The sequence below is a fragment of the Agarivorans sp. 1_MG-2023 genome (assembly GCF_030548385.1).
GTDB lineage: Bacteria > Pseudomonadota > Gammaproteobacteria > Enterobacterales > Celerinatantimonadaceae > Agarivorans.
The window spans coordinates 87,454-109,764 of record NZ_JAUOSJ010000002.1 but is presented as its reverse complement, the minus strand read 5'-3'; the positions used below and the strand labels follow the sequence as shown (position 1 = coordinate 109,764).

At 43.8% G+C, this 22,311-nt stretch carries 24 protein-coding genes; 13 read left to right on the top strand and 11 right to left on the bottom strand.

The window, feature by feature from the left end; all coding sequences use genetic code 11:
* Positions 1 to 41 precede the first annotated feature (41 nt).
* Positions 42 to 962, bottom strand: a complete 921-nt coding sequence (locus Q4592_RS02570) for a permease (RefSeq protein WP_303509403.1) — start codon at positions 960 to 962, stop codon at positions 42 to 44.
* A 105-nt stretch (positions 963 to 1,067) separates the two neighbouring features.
* Here Q4592_RS02570 and Q4592_RS02565 point away from each other — a divergent pair, with 105 nt between their 5' ends.
* Positions 1,068 to 1,370 carry a helix-turn-helix transcriptional regulator gene (locus Q4592_RS02565; RefSeq protein ID WP_303509401.1) on the top strand — a complete coding sequence of 101 codons (303 nt, stop codon included), beginning with the start codon at positions 1,068 to 1,070 and terminating at the stop codon, positions 1,368 to 1,370.
* A 395-nt stretch (positions 1,371 to 1,765) separates the two neighbouring features.
* The gene (locus Q4592_RS02560; RefSeq protein ID WP_303509398.1) at positions 1,766 to 3,268 is read left to right on the top strand and encodes a lytic polysaccharide monooxygenase; all 1,503 of its coding nucleotides are present in this window, start codon (positions 1,766 to 1,768) and stop codon (positions 3,266 to 3,268) included.
* Between the two features lie 171 nt (positions 3,269 to 3,439).
* On the opposite strand, the gene Q4592_RS02555 is transcribed toward Q4592_RS02560, so the two are convergent.
* Positions 3,440 to 4,030, bottom strand: a complete 591-nt coding sequence (locus tag Q4592_RS02555) for a sugar O-acetyltransferase (RefSeq protein ID WP_303509395.1) — start codon at positions 4,028 to 4,030, stop codon at positions 3,440 to 3,442.
* A gap of 106 nt (positions 4,031 to 4,136) precedes the next feature.
* Positions 4,137 to 4,823 (bottom strand): haloacid dehalogenase type II, encoded by a 687-nt coding sequence (locus tag Q4592_RS02550; protein ID WP_303509392.1) that lies wholly within the window; start codon positions 4,821 to 4,823, stop codon positions 4,137 to 4,139.
* Between the two features lie 158 nt (positions 4,824 to 4,981).
* Here Q4592_RS02550 and Q4592_RS02545 point away from each other — a divergent pair, with 158 nt between their 5' ends.
* Positions 4,982 to 5,575: a TetR/AcrR family transcriptional regulator gene (locus Q4592_RS02545; protein ID WP_303509389.1), complete on the top strand. Its 594-nt coding sequence runs from the start codon at positions 4,982 to 4,984 to the stop codon at positions 5,573 to 5,575.
* Between the two features lie 57 nt (positions 5,576 to 5,632).
* A complete protein-coding gene (dsbB, locus tag Q4592_RS02540) occupies positions 5,633 to 6,151 on the top strand; it encodes a disulfide bond formation protein DsbB (protein WP_303509387.1) in 519 nt (172 codons plus the stop codon).
* Between the two features lie 84 nt (positions 6,152 to 6,235).
* On the opposite strand, the gene Q4592_RS02535 is transcribed toward dsbB, so the two are convergent.
* Together Q4592_RS02535 and Q4592_RS02530 are read right to left on the bottom strand one after the other, a co-directional pair.
* Entirely contained in the window at positions 6,236 to 7,045 is an 810-nt protein-coding gene (locus Q4592_RS02535; protein ID WP_303509385.1) for a hypothetical protein, read from the bottom strand.
* A 293-nt stretch (positions 7,046 to 7,338) separates the two neighbouring features.
* Positions 7,339 to 8,259, bottom strand: a complete 921-nt coding sequence (locus tag Q4592_RS02530; protein ID WP_303509382.1) for a DMT family transporter — start codon at positions 8,257 to 8,259, stop codon at positions 7,339 to 7,341.
* A gap of 86 nt (positions 8,260 to 8,345) precedes the next feature.
* Here Q4592_RS02530 and Q4592_RS02525 point away from each other — a divergent pair, with 86 nt between their 5' ends.
* Positions 8,346 to 8,870: a MerR family transcriptional regulator gene (locus Q4592_RS02525; protein ID WP_303509379.1), complete on the top strand. Its 525-nt coding sequence runs from the start codon at positions 8,346 to 8,348 to the stop codon at positions 8,868 to 8,870.
* 246 nt (positions 8,871 to 9,116) lie between these two features.
* The gene (locus tag Q4592_RS02520) at positions 9,117 to 11,678 is read left to right on the top strand and encodes a metallophosphoesterase (RefSeq protein WP_303509377.1); all 2,562 of its coding nucleotides are present in this window, start codon (positions 9,117 to 9,119) and stop codon (positions 11,676 to 11,678) included.
* An 89-nt stretch (positions 11,679 to 11,767) separates the two neighbouring features.
* Here the strand turns inward: Q4592_RS02520 and Q4592_RS02515 are convergent, their stop codons facing one another.
* From Q4592_RS02515 to Q4592_RS02490, 6 genes are all read right to left on the bottom strand, one after another.
* Positions 11,768 to 12,427, bottom strand: a complete 660-nt coding sequence (locus tag Q4592_RS02515) for a CAP domain-containing protein (protein WP_303509374.1) — start codon at positions 12,425 to 12,427, stop codon at positions 11,768 to 11,770.
* A 503-nt stretch (positions 12,428 to 12,930) separates the two neighbouring features.
* Complete coding sequence (locus Q4592_RS02510; protein WP_303509371.1) at positions 12,931 to 13,536, bottom strand: CAP domain-containing protein; 606 nt, start codon at positions 13,534 to 13,536, stop codon at positions 12,931 to 12,933.
* Between the two features lie 290 nt (positions 13,537 to 13,826).
* Complete coding sequence (locus tag Q4592_RS02505; protein ID WP_303509369.1) at positions 13,827 to 14,276, bottom strand: NUDIX pyrophosphatase; 450 nt, start codon at positions 14,274 to 14,276, stop codon at positions 13,827 to 13,829.
* Between the two features lie 35 nt (positions 14,277 to 14,311).
* On the bottom strand, positions 14,312 to 14,917 hold the full coding sequence (locus Q4592_RS02500) for a GyrI-like domain-containing protein (RefSeq protein WP_303509367.1): 606 nt from the start codon (positions 14,915 to 14,917) through the stop codon (positions 14,312 to 14,314).
* Between the two features lie 104 nt (positions 14,918 to 15,021).
* The gene (locus Q4592_RS02495; protein ID WP_303509365.1) at positions 15,022 to 15,738 is read right to left on the bottom strand and encodes a hypothetical protein; all 717 of its coding nucleotides are present in this window, start codon (positions 15,736 to 15,738) and stop codon (positions 15,022 to 15,024) included.
* A gap of 180 nt (positions 15,739 to 15,918) precedes the next feature.
* Complete coding sequence (locus Q4592_RS02490) at positions 15,919 to 16,332, bottom strand: PaaI family thioesterase (RefSeq protein ID WP_303509363.1); 414 nt, start codon at positions 16,330 to 16,332, stop codon at positions 15,919 to 15,921.
* Positions 16,333 to 16,453: 121 nt separating this feature from the next.
* Between Q4592_RS02490 and Q4592_RS02485 the strand changes: the two genes are divergently transcribed.
* From Q4592_RS02485 to nadN, 7 genes are all read left to right on the top strand, one after another.
* Positions 16,454 to 16,741 carry a DUF134 domain-containing protein gene (locus Q4592_RS02485; RefSeq protein WP_137672226.1) on the top strand — a complete coding sequence of 96 codons (288 nt, stop codon included), beginning with the start codon at positions 16,454 to 16,456 and terminating at the stop codon, positions 16,739 to 16,741.
* Positions 16,742 to 16,754: 13 nt separating this feature from the next.
* Positions 16,755 to 17,210 carry a NifB/NifX family molybdenum-iron cluster-binding protein gene (locus Q4592_RS02480; protein WP_303509360.1) on the top strand — a complete coding sequence of 152 codons (456 nt, stop codon included), beginning with the start codon at positions 16,755 to 16,757 and terminating at the stop codon, positions 17,208 to 17,210.
* Between the two features lie 334 nt (positions 17,211 to 17,544).
* Complete coding sequence (locus Q4592_RS02475) at positions 17,545 to 18,855, top strand: hypothetical protein (protein WP_303509358.1); 1,311 nt, start codon at positions 17,545 to 17,547, stop codon at positions 18,853 to 18,855.
* Entirely contained in the window at positions 18,852 to 19,367 is a 516-nt protein-coding gene (locus Q4592_RS02470; RefSeq protein ID WP_303509356.1) for a hypothetical protein, read from the top strand. The genes Q4592_RS02475 and Q4592_RS02470 overlap by 4 nt, the downstream gene beginning before the upstream one ends.
* A gap of 109 nt (positions 19,368 to 19,476) precedes the next feature.
* Complete coding sequence (locus tag Q4592_RS02465) at positions 19,477 to 19,764, top strand: immunity protein Tsi6 family protein (protein ID WP_303509351.1); 288 nt, start codon at positions 19,477 to 19,479, stop codon at positions 19,762 to 19,764.
* 73 nt (positions 19,765 to 19,837) lie between these two features.
* Positions 19,838 to 20,185 (top strand): hypothetical protein, encoded by a 348-nt coding sequence (locus Q4592_RS02460; protein ID WP_303509348.1) that lies wholly within the window; start codon positions 19,838 to 19,840, stop codon positions 20,183 to 20,185.
* Between the two features lie 253 nt (positions 20,186 to 20,438).
* Entirely contained in the window at positions 20,439 to 22,286 is a 1,848-nt protein-coding gene (gene nadN, locus Q4592_RS02455) for an NAD nucleotidase (RefSeq protein ID WP_303509346.1), read from the top strand.
* Positions 22,287 to 22,311 lie beyond the last annotated feature (25 nt).

The window sequence follows — 22,311 nt, the reverse complement described above, 5'->3', positions numbered from 1 at the left end:
GCCCCACATGCAGCCACTTCGTTAACTCATACTTTAGGTACTTAGAACCAATACCCATATAAGTAACCCGCGCTAACGGCCATGCCCAAAATCACTACCAAAAACGCAGCAATCATTTGGTTTCTGAAAATAGATTTAAGCAAAATAACTTCGGTTAAGCTGGCACCTGCGCTACCAATAATCAAGGCCATTACCGCCCCTAAGCTCATTCCTTTAGCGGCTAATGCTGCACTTAAAGGAATAACCGCTTCAGCACGAATGTACAAAGGTATACCAATGACAGCCGCAACCGGTACTGCCAATGGGTTATCTTTGCTAGCAAACTGCGCAATTAGATCGCTTGGCATAAAGCCGTAAATCAACGAGCCAATGGCAATACCACCAATCAGATAAGGCAATACTTTTTTAAAATCTTGCCAAGTACTGTCCCACACTTTTAGCCATTTGCTACGCTCTACTGCTGGCTTACCTGAACAAGAAGACCCACATTTTTTGGCTTCTGGCTCTAAATAAGACTCGGCTTTTACATATTTCTCAAAACCCAGTTTTTCTAAGGTGTAGCCCGCCACTACAGAGACCCCCATCGCCATCACAAAATAAAATACACTGACCTTCCAGCCAAAGGTCACCGCAAACAAACCAATAATAATTGGGTTAAGCAAAGGGCTGGCAAACAGGAATACCATCATGGTGCCAAAACCCGCTCTAGCGCGTAACAAGCCCTTTAAAAAAGGAATGGTAGAGCAAGAACAAAATGGTGTTATTGCCCCTAAAAAGCCAGCCACGATATAACCCGAACCATTTTTGGCACTGAGAATACTTTGAATTTTTTGCGGCGGAATATACAACTGCAACACCCCCACCAAGTAGCTAATGGCTAAAAAAAGCAAGGTCAGCTCTACAGCCAAAAAACCAAACATATTTAAGGCTTGCCAAGCCATATCACTATTTATGCTAAACATTACATTAATTCCAAATATCTAGATTATTCGAAATATATACTCAAGCATTGACAAAAACAAGTTATTTCTAATAATATCGAAATATAGATTTAACGGAGAAGCCTCATGAACACAGATAGCATTGCCAAAGCCCTAAAAGAACTCGGCCACCCTACTCGTTTAAGTATCTACCGAAGCGTAGTAAGAGCCGGTTATAGCGGTATTGCTGTAGGTGGCTTACAAGAAAAATTAGCGATTCCGGGATCAACGCTTTCTCATCATATTTCAAGCTTGGTATCAGCCGGTTTGTTAAGCCAACGACGCGAAGGTCGAACCTTATATTGCGTAGCTGAGTTTGAGCGGCTGCAAACAGTGATTAGCTTTTTACAAGATGAATGCTGTGCCGATGAACAAACTAAAGCTTGCTAGCGAATAAGCGATTTCCGACCACCCGCTGTACAAAAATCATTCAAATTATTTTTACTAACTGTGATTAGCGTGGGGGTGGCACTAAAAAATAGTTAATCCAACCATTAAATATTGTTCTTATCACTAACGTTAATTCACAAAAGCGTGACTAATGATTGATTTATTATTTACTGGTGAAACCGCCACTTTCATTTACCAAGCTGTTTCATGGATAAGCTAACATCCCTCAACTAAGTTCCCTTAAATAACTCAAGCAACATTACCGAAGTATGTGGTCGTAGTTGCTGAGCTTAATTTGCCACGCCAAGCGTGTTACTCGCTGACGAGGCAAAGCCCGGTTCACCAAGCATATTGGCGAATCAGCGTAAAAATACTAATAATGTTAAGGGAACAACATGACTAACAAACTAATACTCTCACTTTGTATACTTGGCAGTAGCCAAGCCTTTGCCCACGGCTTAATCGTAGATCCACCCTCGCGTAATGCCCTTTGTGGCTTAACCGAAAAACCCGATCAAGCCACTAGCCAACATTGTATCGACGCCTTTGCCAACGATGCGCAAGGTGGTTACAAATTCATGAGTGTACTAACTCACGCTGAAGGGCGTGCAGTGGTATCTCCTTTGCCAACCAATGTATGTGGCTTTGACAGCGAAACCTGGGAAGGCGGCGCCACACCTTGGGACGCAGCCACGTCTTGGCCGGGCCAACCCGCTCAAGCTGGACCACTCGATATTACCTGGAACATTAGCTGGGGAAATCACTTCTCTGACACGCGAGAGTTTCACTATTGGATAACCAAACCAGGCTTTGTATTTGACCCAAGCAAAGCCCTAAGTTGGGATGACTTTGAAACAGAACCATTTTGTGTATTGCCATACGACGATAACAACCCCAATGCTAACCCTGCGGTAGTATCAGACAAAGAAGCGGTTACCTTTACCACTACCTGTACCCTGCCAGAACGCAGCGGTCATCAGGTAGTGTACGGTGAATGGGGGCGTAACTCTTGGACCTTTGAGCGTTTTCATGGCTGTATTGATTTAGCCTACGCCGAAGACACCTTAGGCAAACCAATTGCCGATTCACAGACCTTAGCCACCAATCAAGACACTCCACTAAGCATTACCTTAAGCGGCAGTGATTCAAATGGCCAAATTGCCAGTTACCAAGTGCTTAGTCAGACTGCAAACGGGACATTAAGTGGCACTGGTGCTGCACTTACTTATACCCCAGCCGCCGAATTTGTTGGTGACGACGACTTTAGCTTTAGCGTGACAGACAACGAAAATTTAGAGTCTGCGCCTGCGCAAATAAGCATTTCGGTGAAATCGACCGCCAATACCGCGCCTGTCGCAAGCTTTGAGGCAAGCAGCAAAGGTTTAGTCGCCAGCTTTGATGCAAGTGCCTCAAGCGATGCCGAAAACGATGCACTGACCTACCAATGGGACTTTGGCGATGGTTACAAAGCGAGTGGCGCATTAGCAAGCCACACTTACGATGCAGCAGGCAGCTACTCGGTGTTGCTCAGCGTATCAGATGGATTGTTAGAAACCACCAGCAGCCAAGAACTGGTGCTTAGTGCATTGCCACCTACCCAAGCGGGTTGTGAGTATGTGGTGGTTGATCAGTGGGGCTCTGGGTTTAACGCAGAGATCCGCTTAATCAATACTGGTGAGCAGGCAATTAACGGCTGGCAAGTTAGCTGGGCTTACGCCGACGGCAGCAGCGTGAATCAGCTATGGAATGGCGTACTCAGTGGAAATGGCCCTTATACGGTAAGCAATACCACGTGGAACGGCACCATTGAGCCGGGCCAAACCATCAGTGTGGGTTTCCAAGGAACCAGCAATGGGAACTTAGAGGTACCTATTGTTAGTGGTGATATTTGCCAATAGTCACTACTAAGTAAGGTTTAATTATCATGTGAAAATAGCACCGCTAATGCGGTGCTATTTATTTACTTAACCACGTTATCGGCGCTTAACCACTGCTCGCCTTGCTGCTATGCATACGCTAAGAAGCACTAAGCGGCCTTTGTAGCCCGTTAGCAAGATCTATGATTGGCCTTAAAAACGCAGGTTTTTATAAAAAAACTGCTTATCGTGTTCGCCAATCTCTCGCAGCACTTTACAAGGATTCCCCACCGCTACCACGTTAGCCGGAATATCTTTGGTTACTACACTGCCAGCACCTATTACACTGTTTTCGCCAATGCTAATACCCGGCAATACCACAGTATTTGCGCCTATCCACACATTATTGGCAATATCGATAGCAATGTTAAATTGGGCCGCTTTACGCCGAGGTTCTGGGTCGATAGGGTGACCGGCGGTGGCCAAAGTAACATTGGGCCCTATCATCACTGAATCACCAATATAGATATGGGTATCGTCTACCAAGGTAAGATTAAAATTAGCATAAACATTTTTGCCTAAGTGGGTATGCTTGCCCCAGTTAGCCTGCAAAGGTGGCTCTATAAAACAGTTATCGCCCACTTCTGCAAAGATTTGCTCCAGTAAGTCTTCACGCAGTTTTACTTGCGATGGCCGACTGTGGTTATAGTCATAAATAACCTCTTGGCATTGAGTTTGTTCTGCAAAAATATCCTCATTAAAGTAATACACCTGCTGGTTGTGTTTTTGATCCTCACTATCCATGGCACCCTCTCATTCATGAGCAAAATCTAGTTGCATAATTTGGCACTGTAACAAGGCTTTATCGTGGATTCTTGGCCTAAGTTCATAGTTACTTAAAAGGGATTAACTAAACAGCGCTTTTATACTTAGGCAAGCTTTCAGCAAGCTCGGTGAGACTGGCCACAACTAACTTGGCTTGTATTTCCCAAGGGTCAAACACCGTTTGTTTTGAGCGCTGAATCCATGCAGCCTGCATGCCCGCAGAAATAGCGCCGGTAACGTCAAAAGGATTGCTCGAAATCAGCCATGCCTTATCGGCAGTCGTATTAGCTTGCTGTAAAAAATACGCGTATACCGCGGGATTGGGTTTGAATGATTGAATGTCATCGGCGCTCACCACGCTTAGAAATAAGTGGTCTATTCCAGCTGTTTTTAATAACAACTCTACCGCCTCACGCTTGCCATTAGAAAAGGCAAACATTTTAAAACCAAGGCCCTGTAGTTCAGTCAAACCTTGCTTTACATCAGCATGCGCTGGCAACACCTTATAAACATCCAACAAGCTTTGCTTTTGCTCGGCAGTTAAGGCTATTTGAAAAGCTTGGCAACAGTAATCAAGGGCTTGTGCAGTGCATACCGCAAAACTTTGGTAATTTTGCATTAAGCCACGCCGAAACGAATATTCTAGCTGCTTGTCTCGCCACATTTGAGAAAACGCTGGAGCTTGCTCTCCCATCAACGCTTGTAATTGTTGCTCTACACCGCGGGTATCGATCAACGTACCGTATACGTCAAAGGCTAAAGTCATTGTCATTTTGATTGCCCTTTTGTCTGGCTACTTATCAAGTAGCAATAAAACTGTAGCGCAAATAAGCGATACAGCACTTAAAAACAGCGTCCACTATAGCTAGACCTGAACGTTCGTTCAATGTAAAATTGAACAATTGTTCAAAGTTTAACTAGGTGAAGCTAATGGCTAACTCCGCTAAATTTAATCGCCAAGACGTAGTACAAAAAGCCACAGAGTTGTATTGGAAAAAAGGCTTTCACGCTACATCTATGCGTAATCTACAAGAAGTCATAGATATGCGACCCGGCAGTATTTACGCCAGTTTTGGTAGCAAAGAAGGCTTGTTTAGTGAAGCCTTAGATAACTATGCCAACTCAAGCATAGAACAACTTTACGCCTGTAAGGCTGAGGCAGCTTCTCCTATTGCCGCTTTAAAGTTGTTTTTAAAAAAAGCACTGATAGACAGCCGAGAAACAGCGCCTAGTGGTATGTGTATGCTGGTAAAAACCGTAGCAGAATTAACTGACGACAATGCCGAACTGCTCGAACAAACCAAAAAGCTGCTGGCGAAGGTAGAAGCTGAATTTACCAAAGTTCTTAATGAAGCCAAATTGGCTGGCGAGTTACAAAGCGATAAAGACACAGCCCAATTAGCCCGTCACCTACAAGTGCAAATTATTGGCTTGCGCACATACTCGCGCGCCCACGATGGTAATGCTCCTATCGAGCAGCTCATAGAAGAGTTGTTTGAACACAGCTCATTTACCGTAGCGTAAAATTTTTAGCCAGCGCCCCACTGAAAATATTTGTTCATTGTTGTACTAGGAAAGTAAATGCAGGCCTTAAATCATTTTTCCCAAACTCGCTTAGCTTGGCTGAGTTTATTGCTATTTATGGTATTTTTTGAAGCATGCGCATTAGCGTTCCAGCATGTTATGGAGTTACCGCCCTGCGTGATGTGTATTTACGAGCGTGTAGCCATGTTAGGCATTGCTGGCGGCGCAATCATTGGTTTATTAAAACCCAACAATCTATTAGTGCGAATACTTGGCTTTGCCGCTTGGGGAGTGAGCGCAGCGTGGGGTTTGCAACTGTCGATAACGCATACTGATTTACAAATGAATCCATCGCCCTTTGCCACGTGTGATTTGTTTGTTAGCTTCCCTGGCTGGGCGCCGCTAGACCAATGGCTCCCATGGATGTTTCAAGCCTATGGCTCTTGTGATGTGGTTGACTGGATATTTTTAAGCCTAAGCATGCCGCAGTGGTTAATCATTATTTTTGCGGCTAATCTTATCGCGTTGGTCGTCATGGTAATGGCTCAATTTTTCACAAAACCGGCACTAGTTTAAGTTCTACACAACTACGGAAATGTGGCTGAGCAGAGATGCTCAGCTTAGCGTTAGACTATAGGCCCATTAAATAAAGTGGGCCGTTCACCATTTAATACGTGAAGGGCTAATCGCTAGCTGCTTAAGATATAATTCAAACAGGCCCTCTTTTTTCATATCACTCAAAATAGTAGACAGCGGTATTACCAGACTTTGATGCTTTTTATGTAACCATAAATGGCTGCTAACTATTTCCATGGTTCCTGCTTTGTAAATGGGCGTTCCTTGGCTTATGTCTTGGAAGGTTTCTGATTTTAGAAAGTCAGTAACACTATCTTCTGGCTCAACAAAAACGTCGGTTCTCCCTTTTAACAACCTTTCAACTGCACGTTGTATAGAGTTAACCGCAGAGAGATGTTTTGAAGGAACTATTGCCACTAGTTTTTCTGTGCTTTTTTTAATACCACGCCGATACTCCACATTTAAGGTGGTATCTTTCTTGAGACTTTCCCACCCATCAAGCTTGATAGCGGGGTCTGCCGAAAACGCACTAAATACCGATAACACATGGTGCTCTTCTACTCGAATAAGATTGGGGTGCTTTGTGCCATAGTCGAAAACGCGGCTCAGCTCTCCGTCTACTTCACCTTTATCGGAATACAAACTGGCTCTTTTGGCAGGAAATATACGGTAGCGTAAAGTGATCCCAATACGGCTGAAGGCTTCAGTGTAAATGTTAATAAACCATTGTTGGACTGGCTTAACATATAACGGGTCGTCTTTGCTTTGTATCACCGCCAATACTAAAACGTCAGGTTTGCTCACTTCACTTTCAGCCTGTACCGAGCGAGCAACACTAAAGGTGAGCAACAACACAATCGAAATGACTAGGCTTGTTTTAAGCTTGGCTCTCATCCAACTCTCTTCTTCAGTACACCAACCGAACCACTATGAAAAAATTGTAAATAATAGCTCTCACGTAAGCCTACAGTTTCAGCTCTTTTAACTGGAGACTTCAAACTAACCATAGTGCTAGCCACTCCTGTTGACCTAATACTCATATTCTGTGTGTTTTCGATTTGTGACTTCAGCAATGGGAATCTAGCTATTTTCAAGCAAAGCCAGTTAAGCGTGAACACTGACTCCGGGTAAATAGCGACTTAGCTACAACACACTCAGCGTTCCCCTATTTGAAAGTGGCCTTTAAGTTAATTTAGCGAGGACAGCTTAGCCTTAGTCTTTCTAAGTTGTGAGAGTAATTGCCCAATAAACGGACTTAACTTCAACAACACTGCGCCCGCTATCGCCAGTTTGTTAGGCACTTCGTCAAACAAGTAATAGCCAAGTAAAATAGCGTACACCATTTTCACATACTCAATATTGGCGACCACGTTCGCTTCACCATGTTTGTATGCGGTTACGCCAAACCATTGAGCGACTGACGACAGCACACCAACGGCTAACAACAAGCCGAGATCTGCCCAGCTAGGTGTTGTCCAATAAAACCAAGCACCAACGGCTGCTAATAGGCCCACAAAAATCGCCTGGTAAGCCAGTATGTTGGTGGTGGAATCTAGTCCCGATAATTTCTTCACACAAATCACTGCCACGGCAGCGCCTAATGCAGCTAACAAACCTAAACCAACATACAACATTGATGCCTCGGCAAAGCGCGGTTGAATCACCAATAACACACCAGCAAACCCCAATCCAATCACCAGTAAGCGCTGTACGTTGACTTGTTCGGCTAATACATACTTGGAAATTAGCGCAACAAATAACACTTTAGTAAAACCCAGTGCCGTAGCATCAGCCAAAGGGATATTAGCCACTACGGTAAAACTTACACTTAGGGCAACAAAAGCAGCGCATATTCGGGCAAAGTGCCAAGTAATAAAGCGCGGTTTTAGTAGGCCCTGCCACCCCACATAAATAGCAGGGCTAAGCATAAGAACAAAGATAAGCTGCCTAAACAGTAAAATTTCAAATACATGTATCCGCTCGCTTAGCAGCCTTACTAATCCGCCTATCACCACAAATAAAGCAGTAGAAACTAGAGCTAAGGCAATGCCTTTATTTTGCACAGCGAACAAGCCAGCGGGCTGCTCTGTAGGATTATGTTGTAACATTAAGAATCACCTTGATTAGTCAGGCGGGGAGTGTAAAGGCTATACTTATAGACGGGTCAAGCCATTAACAACAATCTGAGAAATGCATGTTAAATATTACTGCTTTAGCCAAAAAATACGGTTTGTCTCGCACCACTCTTCTCTACTACGAACGCCAACATTTGCTTCAAGCGGCTTATCGATCTAACAACGGCTACCGTTGGTATGGCAACAAAGAGCAGCAGCGCTTAGAAAAGATTATTGCCTTACGCTCTTTTGGTATGTCGATTAAGCAAATCGGCCAACAACTTAAACAAAGCGGCAAGCTAGTTGAACACCAAATTTTAGATGGCGTACTTAGCCAGCATTTTCAATCTTTAGAGCAACAAGTGCAAACCCTGCGCTCACAGCAAAAAGCCATATTATTGCTGCTAGATAAAGCCAACTCATTAGAGAACAACACAGTAAGCAAAGCCGATTGGGTTGCAGTAATGCAAGCAGCCGGATTAAGTGAACAAGACATGAATGACTGGCACAAACAGTTTGAAAGTATGCAGCCAAAGCAGCACCAGCGTTTTTTGGAGCTGCTAGGGATTGGCGCTAACGACATTGCAACAATCAGAAAGAAGTAAGCCTCTAATTACCCGCTTGCTACTCCAGTACAGGTAAAACGCAAAAACACCTTTCGTAAAAACTTCCTTTCACAAAAATCACTGCATAATGCGGCTAACGTCAGCGATTATTCAACTTCTCGTGGCTAAGCTGCGCAAACCCTCATAATTAGCAACAAGCCAAGTGAACAAAATTCAAGCATGTTAGCATTTTACTGGGATTTAGAAGATCCGTAGAGATCTCAGATAATACATAAGGAATGTAAAATGATAACAGCAAAACAGTCGATGACTTCGCCATGGCGTTCAGCCCTTGGCTTAGCCGCACTTTTAAGCATCTCAAGCGTACATGCAAACACCTGGCACTTTAGAGGTACACCCAATAACTGGGCCAGTACCGCAATGAGTGAAGTTAACACCCACCTTCACCAAAGTTGCCAAACATTTTCTGCCACTAATGCCCGTTTTAAAATTGACCATTATGGCGATTGGACTGACAGCTACCCTGCTGATGATTTTTTAATAAGCCAAGCGGGTAGTTATCAAATAAGCTTTAACAGCAGCGATAAAACCATCACCGTTGATTCGGTAAGCCAATGTGAAGACCCTGCAACAAGCACCAGTAATCAGCAAACTAATACAACAGATACTCGCTTCTATTTTGATGCCAGTGACTTTACCAGCACTCCCACTATTTGGGCTTGGATTTCTAATGGCAGTGCCATTTCTCAGTTAGAAGGATACAGCTGGAATAGCCAACAAAGCTTGTTGGTAGATAGTGACAGTGGTTATTACTATTGGCGCTTACCGAGTACTTATCAAGCGGAGTTAGATGCCGGTTTAAAGCTCAACTTTATCATTGATAAGAATGATGAATTTAGCCGAAACAACAGCGGATGCTACAGCGAAAACCGTTGGTACCAAAGTTTAGCTACTTGCTTAGATAAACCCTTTCAACCTTATATAGGGCCTTACCTCACTTTGCTTCAGCCGCAATATTCGGGTGACTACAATACTGCTAGCATCTTAGACCCCAGCAGTAACATGGTGATTAACTACGAGTTAAGCAGTGCTGATAGTAACTTTAGTGCAGCGGTGTTTTACCGCCCAGCTGGCCAAACTAGCTGGATAGAACAAACAGAAGATGAGGTAGCCCCCCTTGGCGAAGGTTGGGGGAAGGTTCACCATATCACTCTCACCAACTTACAAGCCGATACCGAATATCAATATAAGGTAATCGGGCCAAACGGTAAGTTTTCTGCTGAATACGCATTTAAAACCGCTAGTACCAATATGGATTACAGCCGCTTTTTAGTAGTGGGTGACATGCAAGATGAGCAAGGCGAACAACGCTGGCACGATATTGCTCAAGCCATTAGCAGTGAGCACATGGACGACTTTGACTTTATTATTACCGTAGGCGACATGGTAAAAGACGACGTTAGCCATAGCTCTGAACGCTTTTACTGGTGGAAGGTATTTTTTGATAAAGGCCAACAGCTGTTTGCTTCTAAACCCATCATGCCAGCAATGGGGAATCACGATACGCCAGGTAATATCGGGGTCAGTGATTCAGAGCAATACTGGAGCAATGCCGAAGATACCCGTTCATTTAGAAAGTACTTTTATCTGTCTCCAGATATGAGCTACCCAGACTATTACAGCTTTAGTTACGGTAACGCTTGTTTCATGAGCGTTAACTCAGAAATCCCGGTTTTTTATGGCCGTCATCCAGAACGAGATAACGGCAACAATGCAGCAACGCAAGCCAACTGGCTACAGCAAGAGGTAAACAAAGCACAGGCCTGCCCTTGGAGTTTTGCTTATTTTCATGTGCCACCAATTAACCCTGCAGGCGGCAAAAGTGAAGTGGCTTTTGTACGCCCTTATACCGATTATTTTAATCACAAATTAGATTGGTCTATTACTGGCCACGTGCACGAATACCAGCGCCTAAAACCGGTACATGCAACCAGTAACACTTTAGATTTTAATAAATCGGGTTATGGCCGAACCGCTGATAAAGGCGTGGGGTATATGATTGCCGCTCCTGCTGGTCAATGGCCTCGGAATACTACCAGCAGCAACATGCACCAATTGGCGTTTTACCCGCATAACAGCAACGGTACCGCTTACGAAATTGGCTTTAGCATCATCAATGTTTCTGCCAATAATTTTGAGCTAAAAACCTATGGTATGGGTAGCGTGGGCGACAAAGTTCAGCCTTCTGGTTACCGCTCTGGCGACGACAGAAGCAAGCAGCTCATGGATACTCTGAGTTATAGTAAACTGGCCTTAATTGCTAATGCAGGTCCAGATATTAATGTGAATCAAGGCGACACAGTGAGCTTTGATGGCAGCGATTCACAAGCCTTAAGTGGCTCTATTATTAGTTACCAGTGGTCAAACGGTTTAACCGGAGTGTCTGCCAGCAAGGTCTACTCAGAACTGGGCAGTTTTCCGGTAACGCTTACCGTTAAAGATAACCAAGGAAATAGCGCTACCGACAGCGTAGTGGTGACGGTGCTCGAACAATCAGCTAACTACCAAAAAGATTTTGAGAGCGTTGATTTTCGTGGCACTGCAAACAGTTGGGGAAAAACCGCGATGAACTTAATCGGCGACAATACCTGGCAACTGGTAGTGAACGTTACCGATAGCCAGCCCAGCTTCAAATTTTACGCCAACGGAAAATGGTATGGCGATGACCAAGCTGATGGAGAAACCCACAGTAACGAGCGCGCCAATATTGCCCTTTCTCAAGGACCGGGTTTGTATCAAATTACCCTCACTGACCATACTCGACAATATCGAGTCACGAAGTTGTAAACCCCCCTTTACCAATAACCAAAAAGCCCAGAGCACAAAGCTCTGGGCTTAAAACTGTTAGCCGTTAACCATTTAGCACTTTTCTTATTTTAGTATTGCGCGCCAAAAACTTGAGTCCAATATTGGCCATAAGTACTGCTGCTGTTTTCGCTCATGCCTGCACCTAGCTCGGTGTAGTTAGCACTCATGATGTTTGAACAGTGACCGCTGCTTTTTAACCAGCTAGACATTGCGTCTTCTAAGGTACGGTTACCTGCTGCAATGTTTTCGCCCACGTAAGACGAGTTGTAACCCTGCCCTCTGGCACGGCTAGAAGGGCTAGAGCCGTCTAATCCGGTATGTGAGAAAAAGTTATAGTTTGCCATGTTAGTTGAGTGCTCTTCGGCAGCCAACTGCAAACTTAAGTTAGAACTTAATGGCTCAACGGCTGGGTAATAAGTACCGCCACAGTTACGCCCTACACTTCGCGCTTCATTTACTGCTTCTAGCATTCTAGCTTGAATAGTATCTTCTACTGGATCACTTGGTTCTATTGGGTCAACGGGATCAACCGGGTCCGTTGGCTCAACAGGGTCCACAGGATCTGTTGGCAACACCGGGTCCTCAGGGTCAATGGGATCAACCGGATCGCTAGGGTCAACCGGATTGGTTGGCTCACTAGGATCTTGGCCGCCAGGATCAGTGGGTTCAACAGGATCAGCAGGCCCACTAAGGCCAAGTAATAACAATAAAAACTTAAAAAATGACATATATTTCCTTATATCGTCTGGGTAGTGAGGCTCCTAAACCAAGGGATCATTAACTACACATCAAGCTGAAAACAGCTATACACTGTGCTACACGATCCCTCGGTAACCATAAGCGTTCACTAACTATTTGGTTTTACTCATAAAAGCTTGCAATAACGCTCTACTTTTATAAGGGATAAAAATATTACATAACTACAAATCAAAAAACATGATCTTGATTATATTTATAATTAAATTATCAGTAACACCTGTAAGCCATTAATATTAAGAAGATTATCCTAATATTCTTTGTAGGGAGCGGATGTTAAACATGAAAAGCGCTACAATTTGCTTGGCAATGTAGCTCACCAACAAATGATTAAGCCTCTCGGTACCTTTAAATACTGATTAGAGTTCTGAGCCTACTTTGGCCTACACACTCAATATGTATCAAACAGACTTTTATAAAGTGAAAGTCCAGCTAGCTAGGCTTTTAATCAGAGACTCATTGCTTATTACTTTTCTCAGCGTTGCGCTCCAAATACCTGAGTCCAATACCGGCCATAACTACTGCCGCTGTTTTCACTCATAGCGGCACCTAGCTCAGTGTAGTTAGCGTTCATAATATTTTTGCAGTGGCCGGTGCTGCTTAACCAACCAGACATCGCGCTTTCTAAAGTGCGTTGCCCCGCAGCAATATTTTCGCCAACGTAAGACCAGCTATAACCGTGCGCCGTAGCGCGAGTGGCTGAGCTAGATCCGTCTAGTCCGGTATGAGAAAAGAAATCGTAATTGGCCATATTGTTTGAGTGCTCTTCAGCGGCCAGTTGCAAACTTAGGTTGGAACTTAGCGAGGCTACCGCAGGGTAATAGTCGCTACCACAGTTACGCCCTATACTTCGTGCTTGGTTTACGGCCTCTAACATACGAGCTTGAAGGGTATTGTCTGTTGGCTCTGTTGGCTCTGTTGGCTCTGTTGGCTCTGTTGGCTCTGTTGGCTCTGTTGGCTCTGCAGGTTCTTCTGGATTAACCGGATCGTTAGGTTGATTTGGTGTGGGTTCGCCAGAGTCAGATGAACCACCACAGCCACTAAGCCCTATTAACAACAATAATAATATAAAACGAGACATGTACATCCTTATCATGCGTAAAGTCAGTGAAAACAAGCCCTTTAGAGACATTAAGTACTCACTAACAATTAAATTAATAAGGCATAAAAACACATTGAGATGGCAAAATCCATGAATTTTTCATCAACAAAAAATATCAAACTACTCGCCCTGTAAGCTTAAATAGACGCTTCTATATAACCTGCAGACCAACGCAGCAACAGCCATTTGAGTAAATATTCGAAGCGACTCAGTAACCGGCACGATGCTAAAAAGTAATCAAAAACTCTCCGCTACTACTTGTAAATAGATTAAATATCTACTGCGTATAAAGGGTGTGGGTGGGCTAATACAAAGTGCTGCCAAACATGCTGATACACCTCGCGTTGATTAGGGAACGGTACCATGGATTGAGCCTCTTCAATTCCCACCCAACGATAGTCGGTATGTTCGTGATTTAATACCACAGCTTGGTTTGGAGGACAGATCACCACAAACACCGGAATAACTTGCATTACATTGCTGTTGGCTTCAAAAAACTGCTCAAGAATCTGCCCGTTGTAAAGCTGAGTGACCTCTATCTGAGTTTCTTCTTTAAACTCGCGCACCATTGCTTGCCACGCCTTCTCGTCGCCCTCTATATGGCCTGCTACATGGCACCAATAATTGCCCTTGCTGCGCTTCATCAACAGCATTTTGGTTTGGCCATTAAATTGCGATAAAGCCACTCCAGAAACAATCGACGTATCTAGCGGAATCATCTTTAACTTCTCCTTAAGTCTTAATGGTAATGACCTTAAACCATGGCTTGGCGAATCACTGTTTTCCAGTTTTCTGGGGCGGCGCGGCGAATGTCAGACAAGTAAATTTCATGATGTTTACCCCGCAGTTGACTGCCGCTATCGCTAATAAATTGATGAACCCGCTCTACCGTTGGTCCCTCTTCAGAAAACGGCCCCACATGTAGAGTTTGTGCACATTTACCTTCAGTAAACTCAGCAAAGCGAACTAAATCTATAGCGGCCAAATTTTTCTTGGTGTTGACTTGTTTTATCGCCTCAGCCACCCGCTCTGTGGTCACCCACTCTGGCTGCATAATCATCATCGTCCAAATCCAATTAGCCTTGTTGTCGTTTACAAAATCACTCATATCTTCCGCCCACCACAGGCCTTCCAGCGGCATTACTGCGTAATCAATTCCCACGCTCTTCTTAACCATAAACTTAAGGGTATAGGCGAGTGAAAACAGCGCCTCTACCGCTGCTTGGTAGCGTTCAGAGCCAGGCTCACCCTGCCCATCTACCATTAAAAAATTCATGGTCGGCACATCGACTAGCGCCACTTTTTTAGCTGAAGGGCGATAAAACTGCTTTAATTCTTTTTTAAAGTCTATTTTGCTCATGCTTGTACTCTAAGGGTGGTAAAACCAACAACGATATGAATACCGTTAGCATACCGCAAAACACAGCTCTCGTGCTGTTACTGTAGTTAAGTAGTTACCTTATGCTATGGCTGATAAAAGCCTGAAACAAAACCGGTGGCCTCGCAATTTGGGCTGCTAAGAATGACCAAACTGGTTTCATCTACAAGGTATTCTTGCTCGCAGTCCGTATAGGGGTGATTAAACTTAAGTTGACCATTGTCAGCCAATGTGGCCTGCATGCCATCGGTATTGATGAGGGTTAAATCCGTAATTTCTAAGTACTCTCCTGCAGCGCTATATAAAACACTATTGTCTGCAGTCGTCATTGTCAGGGTTTGTTTGTTTGGGCGCTTCGTATAGAACCGTGCATCCCCACAATTAGTATTAAACTGCACGGCCTTATCTTGCATCCGTGTGAAACTGTAAACATGGCTAGCCGCATAACCAGAAGGATATTGGCAGGCGCTGTCTTCTGTATACTCGGTGTCTGCTTGCACAGAAATACGCACTAAGCCACGCTGTTCCACTTCGCGATCAGTGAAATAGTCATCCCAAAATAATACTCGTCCATTGCTGCTCACCACAGCAACATGATCGTCGGCAGTGTCACGGTAAATCCCTTCAGTATTCAATGTGTTGTTGGGGTTAATAGGTTGGCCGCCTTTATTGCCGCCGGTATTGTTACTGTTACACGAACTCGCGTTGGCATTTTTTGAACAAAGGTTAACGCTCCCCTGTTCTTTACAACCGCTAACAATGGCCAGTAACGCTAAGATTGCAAATGTGATTAGTTTTTTCATTTTGTTGCCTTTGCTCTCATAGCCACTTTCACAATTAAAGTAGTGGTGTAGCTCAACGCTGCTTGTCTGTAGAAAGCATAAAACAACGATATTTTTTTAGGCAACGAGGACCTTAAAGCCAAACTGTTAGCCTAAGTCGATTAAGCACTCCCCCTGCTAATTAACGCACTTCAAGTTAGATTAGCGCGGACCAGCGGCAATAAACTTAGCTTGGGCTTTGGCATAAATCAGCTGATCGACACATAATGATGCAGTGAGCGAATAAATGCCTCTGCGCTCGCCAACAAGCTGAGCACTTAAGCGTAAGGTTTGACTCACAGGAATAGGCCTAACAAAGCGAACCTTTAACTCAGCGGTCATTGCCTCTACTCCTTCAAAGAACAATCGATTCACCATTGCATCGTCTAATAAAGTGCTGATAACACCGCCATGTAACACCCCACTATAACCTTGATACCTATCCCCAAGCTTTACCGTTGCCCATGCTTCTTTTAGTTGATTAAGTGAGAACGTCAACCCCATGGAATAGGTGTTTAGTTGCGGATCACCACAAGCGATGCAATGTTGGTGGTTCGTGGGTTGTAGCTTATTCACTGATTATCTCCCTAAGCAATATTCAGTCTCCATTAATAGCATATGCCATAAATAAATCACACCAGTAATTGGCATATGCCAATTACTGGTGTATGGTTAACTCATCACATTAGGAGCAAAAATGCCTAGACCGAAGAAATGCCGCCGTATTGGGGGTGCTCCCGCCCACCGTTGCTTTAAACCTAACGGCGTGCCAATGAGCAAATTAAACAAAATAAACATACTGCCCGAAGAGCTAGAAGCACTGCGCCTAGCCGATTACCACAATATGAGCCAACAAGCCGCCGCAGATCAAATGGGTGTATCACGGCAAACCTTTGGCAACATTGTTAATCAAGCGAGATACAAGGTAGCCGCCAGCTTAATAGAAGGCAGCGCATTACTATTTGAAGAAGAGAATATTGAATAAAAGGAAGCAAACCATGATTTATGCCGTAGCAAATGACCAAGCTTTAGTCGCTAATCACTTTTCTAAAGCAGAGCAATTTTCATTTTTTACCCACAACAATAGCTTAATCGCCAACTGGGAGAACCCAGCGGCCAACGCTGAAGCCTCTTGCATCGATAAAAGCGCCATTATCACTCAACTACAAACCATGAAAACCGAGGTGGTGATTGTGCGTAATATTGGAGAGCGCGCCTTAGCCAAACTATTAAAGGCTGGCATTAAAGTCTTTCAAGTAGGCCATAAAACCGAGGTAAAAGCAGCCACCACCAGTGACTTGTTAGAACTTCACCACCCTAGCCAAGGGCGCGCTTCTACTCAGTACAATAAAAACCATCACTGCGAAGACCGCCAACAAGCCAATCGCTGTTGTGGCCAACCAAATAAACGCCACAACAGATCCGGTCGCTCAGGAAAGGCCTGCTGTAGTTAAACCATTAAACCCTTTGGCTAACTACATGAATTAACCCGTTCCAACAAAGTCTGTCACTTTCTTTGCTTAGCAACTCACCCTTATAAAGTTACAGACTTCCCTTTCTAACCAATAGGTTTCCCCAAATCTATCTAAAAAAAACCAAGTATTTCGAACAGATTTGCCTATTCCTCACAGCTACTTTGATGAGTTTCTCAACATCAATATTGACTCATAACTCACTAGACTGATAGCATCCCCACTTTATTGATTTTGCAGTTAATATCGAACAACAGACAGGCAAGGAATCGTATGTTTAAGGTAGACAAACTAATTAGCTATATAGGAAGCAAGTATGCAGCCACACGCTAATTTCGTTCAGCAATCCAAATTCAACCAAACCTTGTTAGTAGATGCCTTTGGCCAGTCTTACGTTTTTGTTCCTAGGCATAGCGGTGCACGTCATCAAGGTGAGCAACTCCACAGCTATATAGATGTTTATTGGGCTGAATCCTTACTGCAAAACCATAGCACCATGTGGGGTTACCAGTTTGACCTAAACAAACTCTATTCCAACATGGCTGGCGATTTTATGGCTAACCATAAAACCGAGCAGCAAAAACATGCCTGGTTAAGTAAAGCCATTATCAGTGGCGAAGTAAAAGTGTATAAGGGTGAAAGCTTTGCAACCAATGCCCCAACAGATACCGAAGGCGGTATTCCTGTAGCGACTTTGCCAGAGAAAACTGTTGGCCCTCGAGCCACTCCAACCAAGGAAACTTTGGGCCAAGGTGGTAGGGTTGAGCAACAATCATCTCAGCCTCCAAGTTCTAGCCAGCAGAAACAAGCAAAAACTGCACCTAAGCGGTTAAATCCAGCCCAAACAATCAACGAAGCAAGCACTCGTTTAGAAATAGCTAAAACCGCGATTACCGACGCTAAGGCAGCAAATTCTGCTCTTCCCAAAACGCCTTATACTCTAGAAGACAAATTAGCCATAGTAGAAAACGGTCTTAACGAAAATATTCTTGTTAGGATAATTGAAACCGCTCATTCAGAAGACTCAGGAACCATTGGCCAAGTAAAAGGTGGTCGAGCAGTAACATGGACCGCACCAATGAGCCAAGTAGAACATGCCGATAGTGATGCTGAGCTTTTATTAAACGCTTTTGGCACTCGATATAAGCCTGAGAAAACATACACCATGTTGCTTATCGATAAGCAAAAAGTTGCCGATGCTGGTGATGTTGTTTCTGTCATTCCAACATTTGATAACATGAACCGGATGATTGCAGGTAACCCTGATATAGGGATCGACCCAAGCATTGCTAACAAAGTGATGGATGAAGACTTTGCCCCTAAGTATGAAAGTTTTGCCAATAGCGCTTGGGATGCTGGGGTCGACATGAACAACCCAATGAAGAGGCAAGAATTTGCTGAGGCACTTGGTCACGATGAGGAAACCGCTGGGTTGTTGAGTGACAGGCACGAAATAGCAACAAAGATTAGCGCTTGGGAAATCTTTACTGGGAACGGTATGACTCGTGATACCAATGTTACCAGCCATATTGCTTACGGCCCTGTAGAAGTCTTTACTTACGATAAAAACCCACAACAACTAGGTAAGTTAGAAGACCTAGGTGCAATTAAGCGAATAAACTTATGAGAACATTTGAAAATACAGACCCATATAAGCTTGGTGAAGATAAGCGAGTAATTTTTCGTTATTCTCAACCTACATTCAATAATAGAAATACCGATTACTACTATTTGTTACTCGACGATGATTATTTTATTTGGGCAACTAAAGGGTACTTCCCCCCCTTGAACGGAAAACCCGAAAAATGGGTTGGCGGTTCATTTATAGAGTTTCCAAAGAGCGGATTATCATGGTTCATCAATGCTATTGAGCAGAAGTTTATGAAAACAGAAGCTGAAGGCGGCTTAAAAAAAGAAGAACTCACATATAGTGAAGTAATTAACGACGAAAAACTTGTGGCTAGTCGTTGGTTTGGCACACCGGGGTACGGTTTAGCAAACGCGAGTCGTGATAGATATGGAAGTTCAACGTTTAAGAAACAGCAAGAATTTTGTTTCACTGATGAAATGCTATTTGATAAGGGCTTATTGGATAACCTTAAAATAATTGCCAAAAAAATTGATAGCGGCGAGTTATAAACATCCAAGAAACATGTATTGGCGTTGATAGAGCAAAATCAAAACCGTTGTTCTGAGTTGGAAGAGTCAGCTGTTGCTCACTTCTCTATCAAATTCAAAGGGACATCAAGTGAATATTCCAATGCTTACAGTATCATCAAGCCTTGCATTAACTGAGTTTTCCAAGAAAAGCATACCGTCTATTGAAGGTGCTATTTATGACTCAATAATAGAACAGCTAAAATTCATATTGCATGAAGCGAAGCGTGGACATAATCCTAGGAATAACCTCCCTCGAGGAAAAATATTTACCTATGGGGTTCTTGCTTCAAGAAACTTTGCCTCTCCAGAAGAACTAAAATTAAAGGCGCTTTTAGATGAAGTTACATCGCACCTATATCCCGAGGACTACCAATAAAAACCGCAGCACATAAAATATCATTGTCTATTGCTAAACACTCCACAATGGCATGAGCACTCAAAGAGTTAAAGTGGATTATAAAACAGGCCGCTTCATCGATATTGACCTGAAAAAAGCTAACAGGCAGGCTAGTGAGTTAAAAACTCATATTCTAAAAACATATACACCGATTAATGATCAATTTGATGTAATTGGACAAGTGTTACCTTTGTGCGAACAACTATTGAATAGCACAATAAAAATAGCCATCGACGTAGATGCCTTGCCTTTAAAGCACCAAACTCGTGAAGGCTTATTACCAAATGAGCTAGATATTTTATTTTCAGCGTTTTGCACAACAATTACAGGTACTCCGCTTGAGGAGCTAGATATTAAGCGTTTAGATGGTGAGTTTATAACTAAAGTAAACTTTGAATAACTTAGATTCCCTCCTTTAACTTAACAATGGTAATTGATTACAAAAATCTGATTAAAGATATTACAAGCCTCTATTCGGCTCGTACTTATAGGCGCGTGCAATAGAAGGGCTTCATTACCCTTCAATGCTGGTAAACATCAAGTAAGTCCATTTTGAATATCACCGCGACATAAAAAAGACAAAAATAGTTCATCTAGGATTCATCTACAGTCACTAAGGTCTAGAGTTTTCTATCTAGAAGGATTTAGTAAAGATGAATTTTCGCAAGGAATGGCTTGCCATAGTCCCACTCGGTTTGGTGTTAGCTGCATGTAACGATAATGACAACACCACTACGCCAGCTCAACCGCTTACCATTAACGTTTTGCACGTTAACGATCATCATTCTCACCTGCAGGCTGACACAGGTATAGACCTAACCTTAGCTGGCGAAGCTACGCGTGTATCGGTAGGTGGTTTCCCTAAAGTAGTCGCAAAAATAAATGAACTCGCCGCCAGCAAAGACAATGTGTTGAAGCTACATGCGGGTGATGCAATTTCTGGCGATCTTTACTACACCTTGTTTAAAGGTGAAGCCGACGCAGCACTGATGAACGAAGTATGTTTTGATGCCTTTGCCCTTGGTAACCACGAGTTTGATGGCGGCGACGCTGGCCTTAAAACCTTCTTAGAGTTTCTTTACAGCCCAACTTGTCAAACCCAAGTATTAGCCGCGAATGTAGAGCCTGAAGTTGGCGTATCGCCGCTCGCTCCCGTTACCCGTTGGGACTACTTCCAACCTTATATGATTAAGTCTTTTGGTGATGCCAAAGTAGGTATTATTGGTATCGACATTGCGACTAAAACCAAGAACTCTTCAAGCCCAGACGCCACCACCCTCTTTCATGATGAAACCACTACCGCCCAAATGTACATTGATGAGCTAAAGGGCCAAGGCGTAAACAACATTATTTTGCTTACTCACTACCAGTACAAAAACGATGTAGAGCTAGCCGCTAAGCTTAGCGGCGTAGACGTGATTATTGGTGGTGACTCGCACACACTATTGGGTGACTTTGCCGACCTAGGCCTAAATACCCAAGGTGATTACCCCACCATGCTAAGCAACTTAGACGGCGACCCTGTTTGTGTCGCCCAAGCGTGGCAATACTCTGCGGTAGTTGGAGATCTAGCCGTAACATTTGACGGCAACGGCAAATTAGCAAGCTGTACGGGTACGCCACACTTAATGCTGGCCGACAGTTTTAAACGTAAAGACAGCACCGGTACTCGTGTTGAGCTTACAGGCGCAGACCGAGATGCCGTCACTGCGCAAGTAACAGCAAACGCTAATCTGTCTATCGTAACGCCAGACGCCAACGCAGCTGCCGTATTAGCCGTGTATGCAGAAGAAGTAGACGTATTAAAACAAGCGGTTGTGGGCGATGTAGCACAAAACCTATGTTTTGAGCGTATCCCAGGCCAAGGCCGCAGCACCCTTTGTGATGTATCAGCCACTAGCGCGAACGGCTCAGACATTTCAAACTTGGTGGCTCAAGCATTTTTAGAGCAAGCGATTCGAGGCGATGTATCGATACAAAACGCAGGCGGAGTGCGTAACGACGTACCGCAAGGCAATTACACCATTGGTGATGCATACACCTTACTGCCCTTTTCTAATACCCTTGTGTATCTAGAAATGACCGGCGCAGAAATCAAAACAGTACTGAACGAAGCTGTCGATTACGCCCTAGACCCAGACGGCTCTACCGGTGCTTATCCTTACGCTGCAGGCTTGCGCTACAAAGTGGATATGTCGCAAGCAGCTGGTTCACGTTTATACGATGTAGAAGTGAAAGCCAAAGACACAACGGATTGGGTTGTTTTAAGTGATGATGCCAGCCTTACGGTTGTCACTAACGACTATATTGCTGGCGGCCGCGACGGTTACTTTAGCTTTGCCGACATAGCAGCAGACGAAAGTAAGTTTGAAGATAGCTTCCTCGATTATGCACAATCATTTGTTGATTACGTAAAACGCCGCAGCACTATCGACAAACTTCCACTTGAAAATTACAGCACTCAAATGTTCTACGATGTAGACGGCAACCTGCAAAACTAGAGCGACTGACTCACACTAAAAAGCC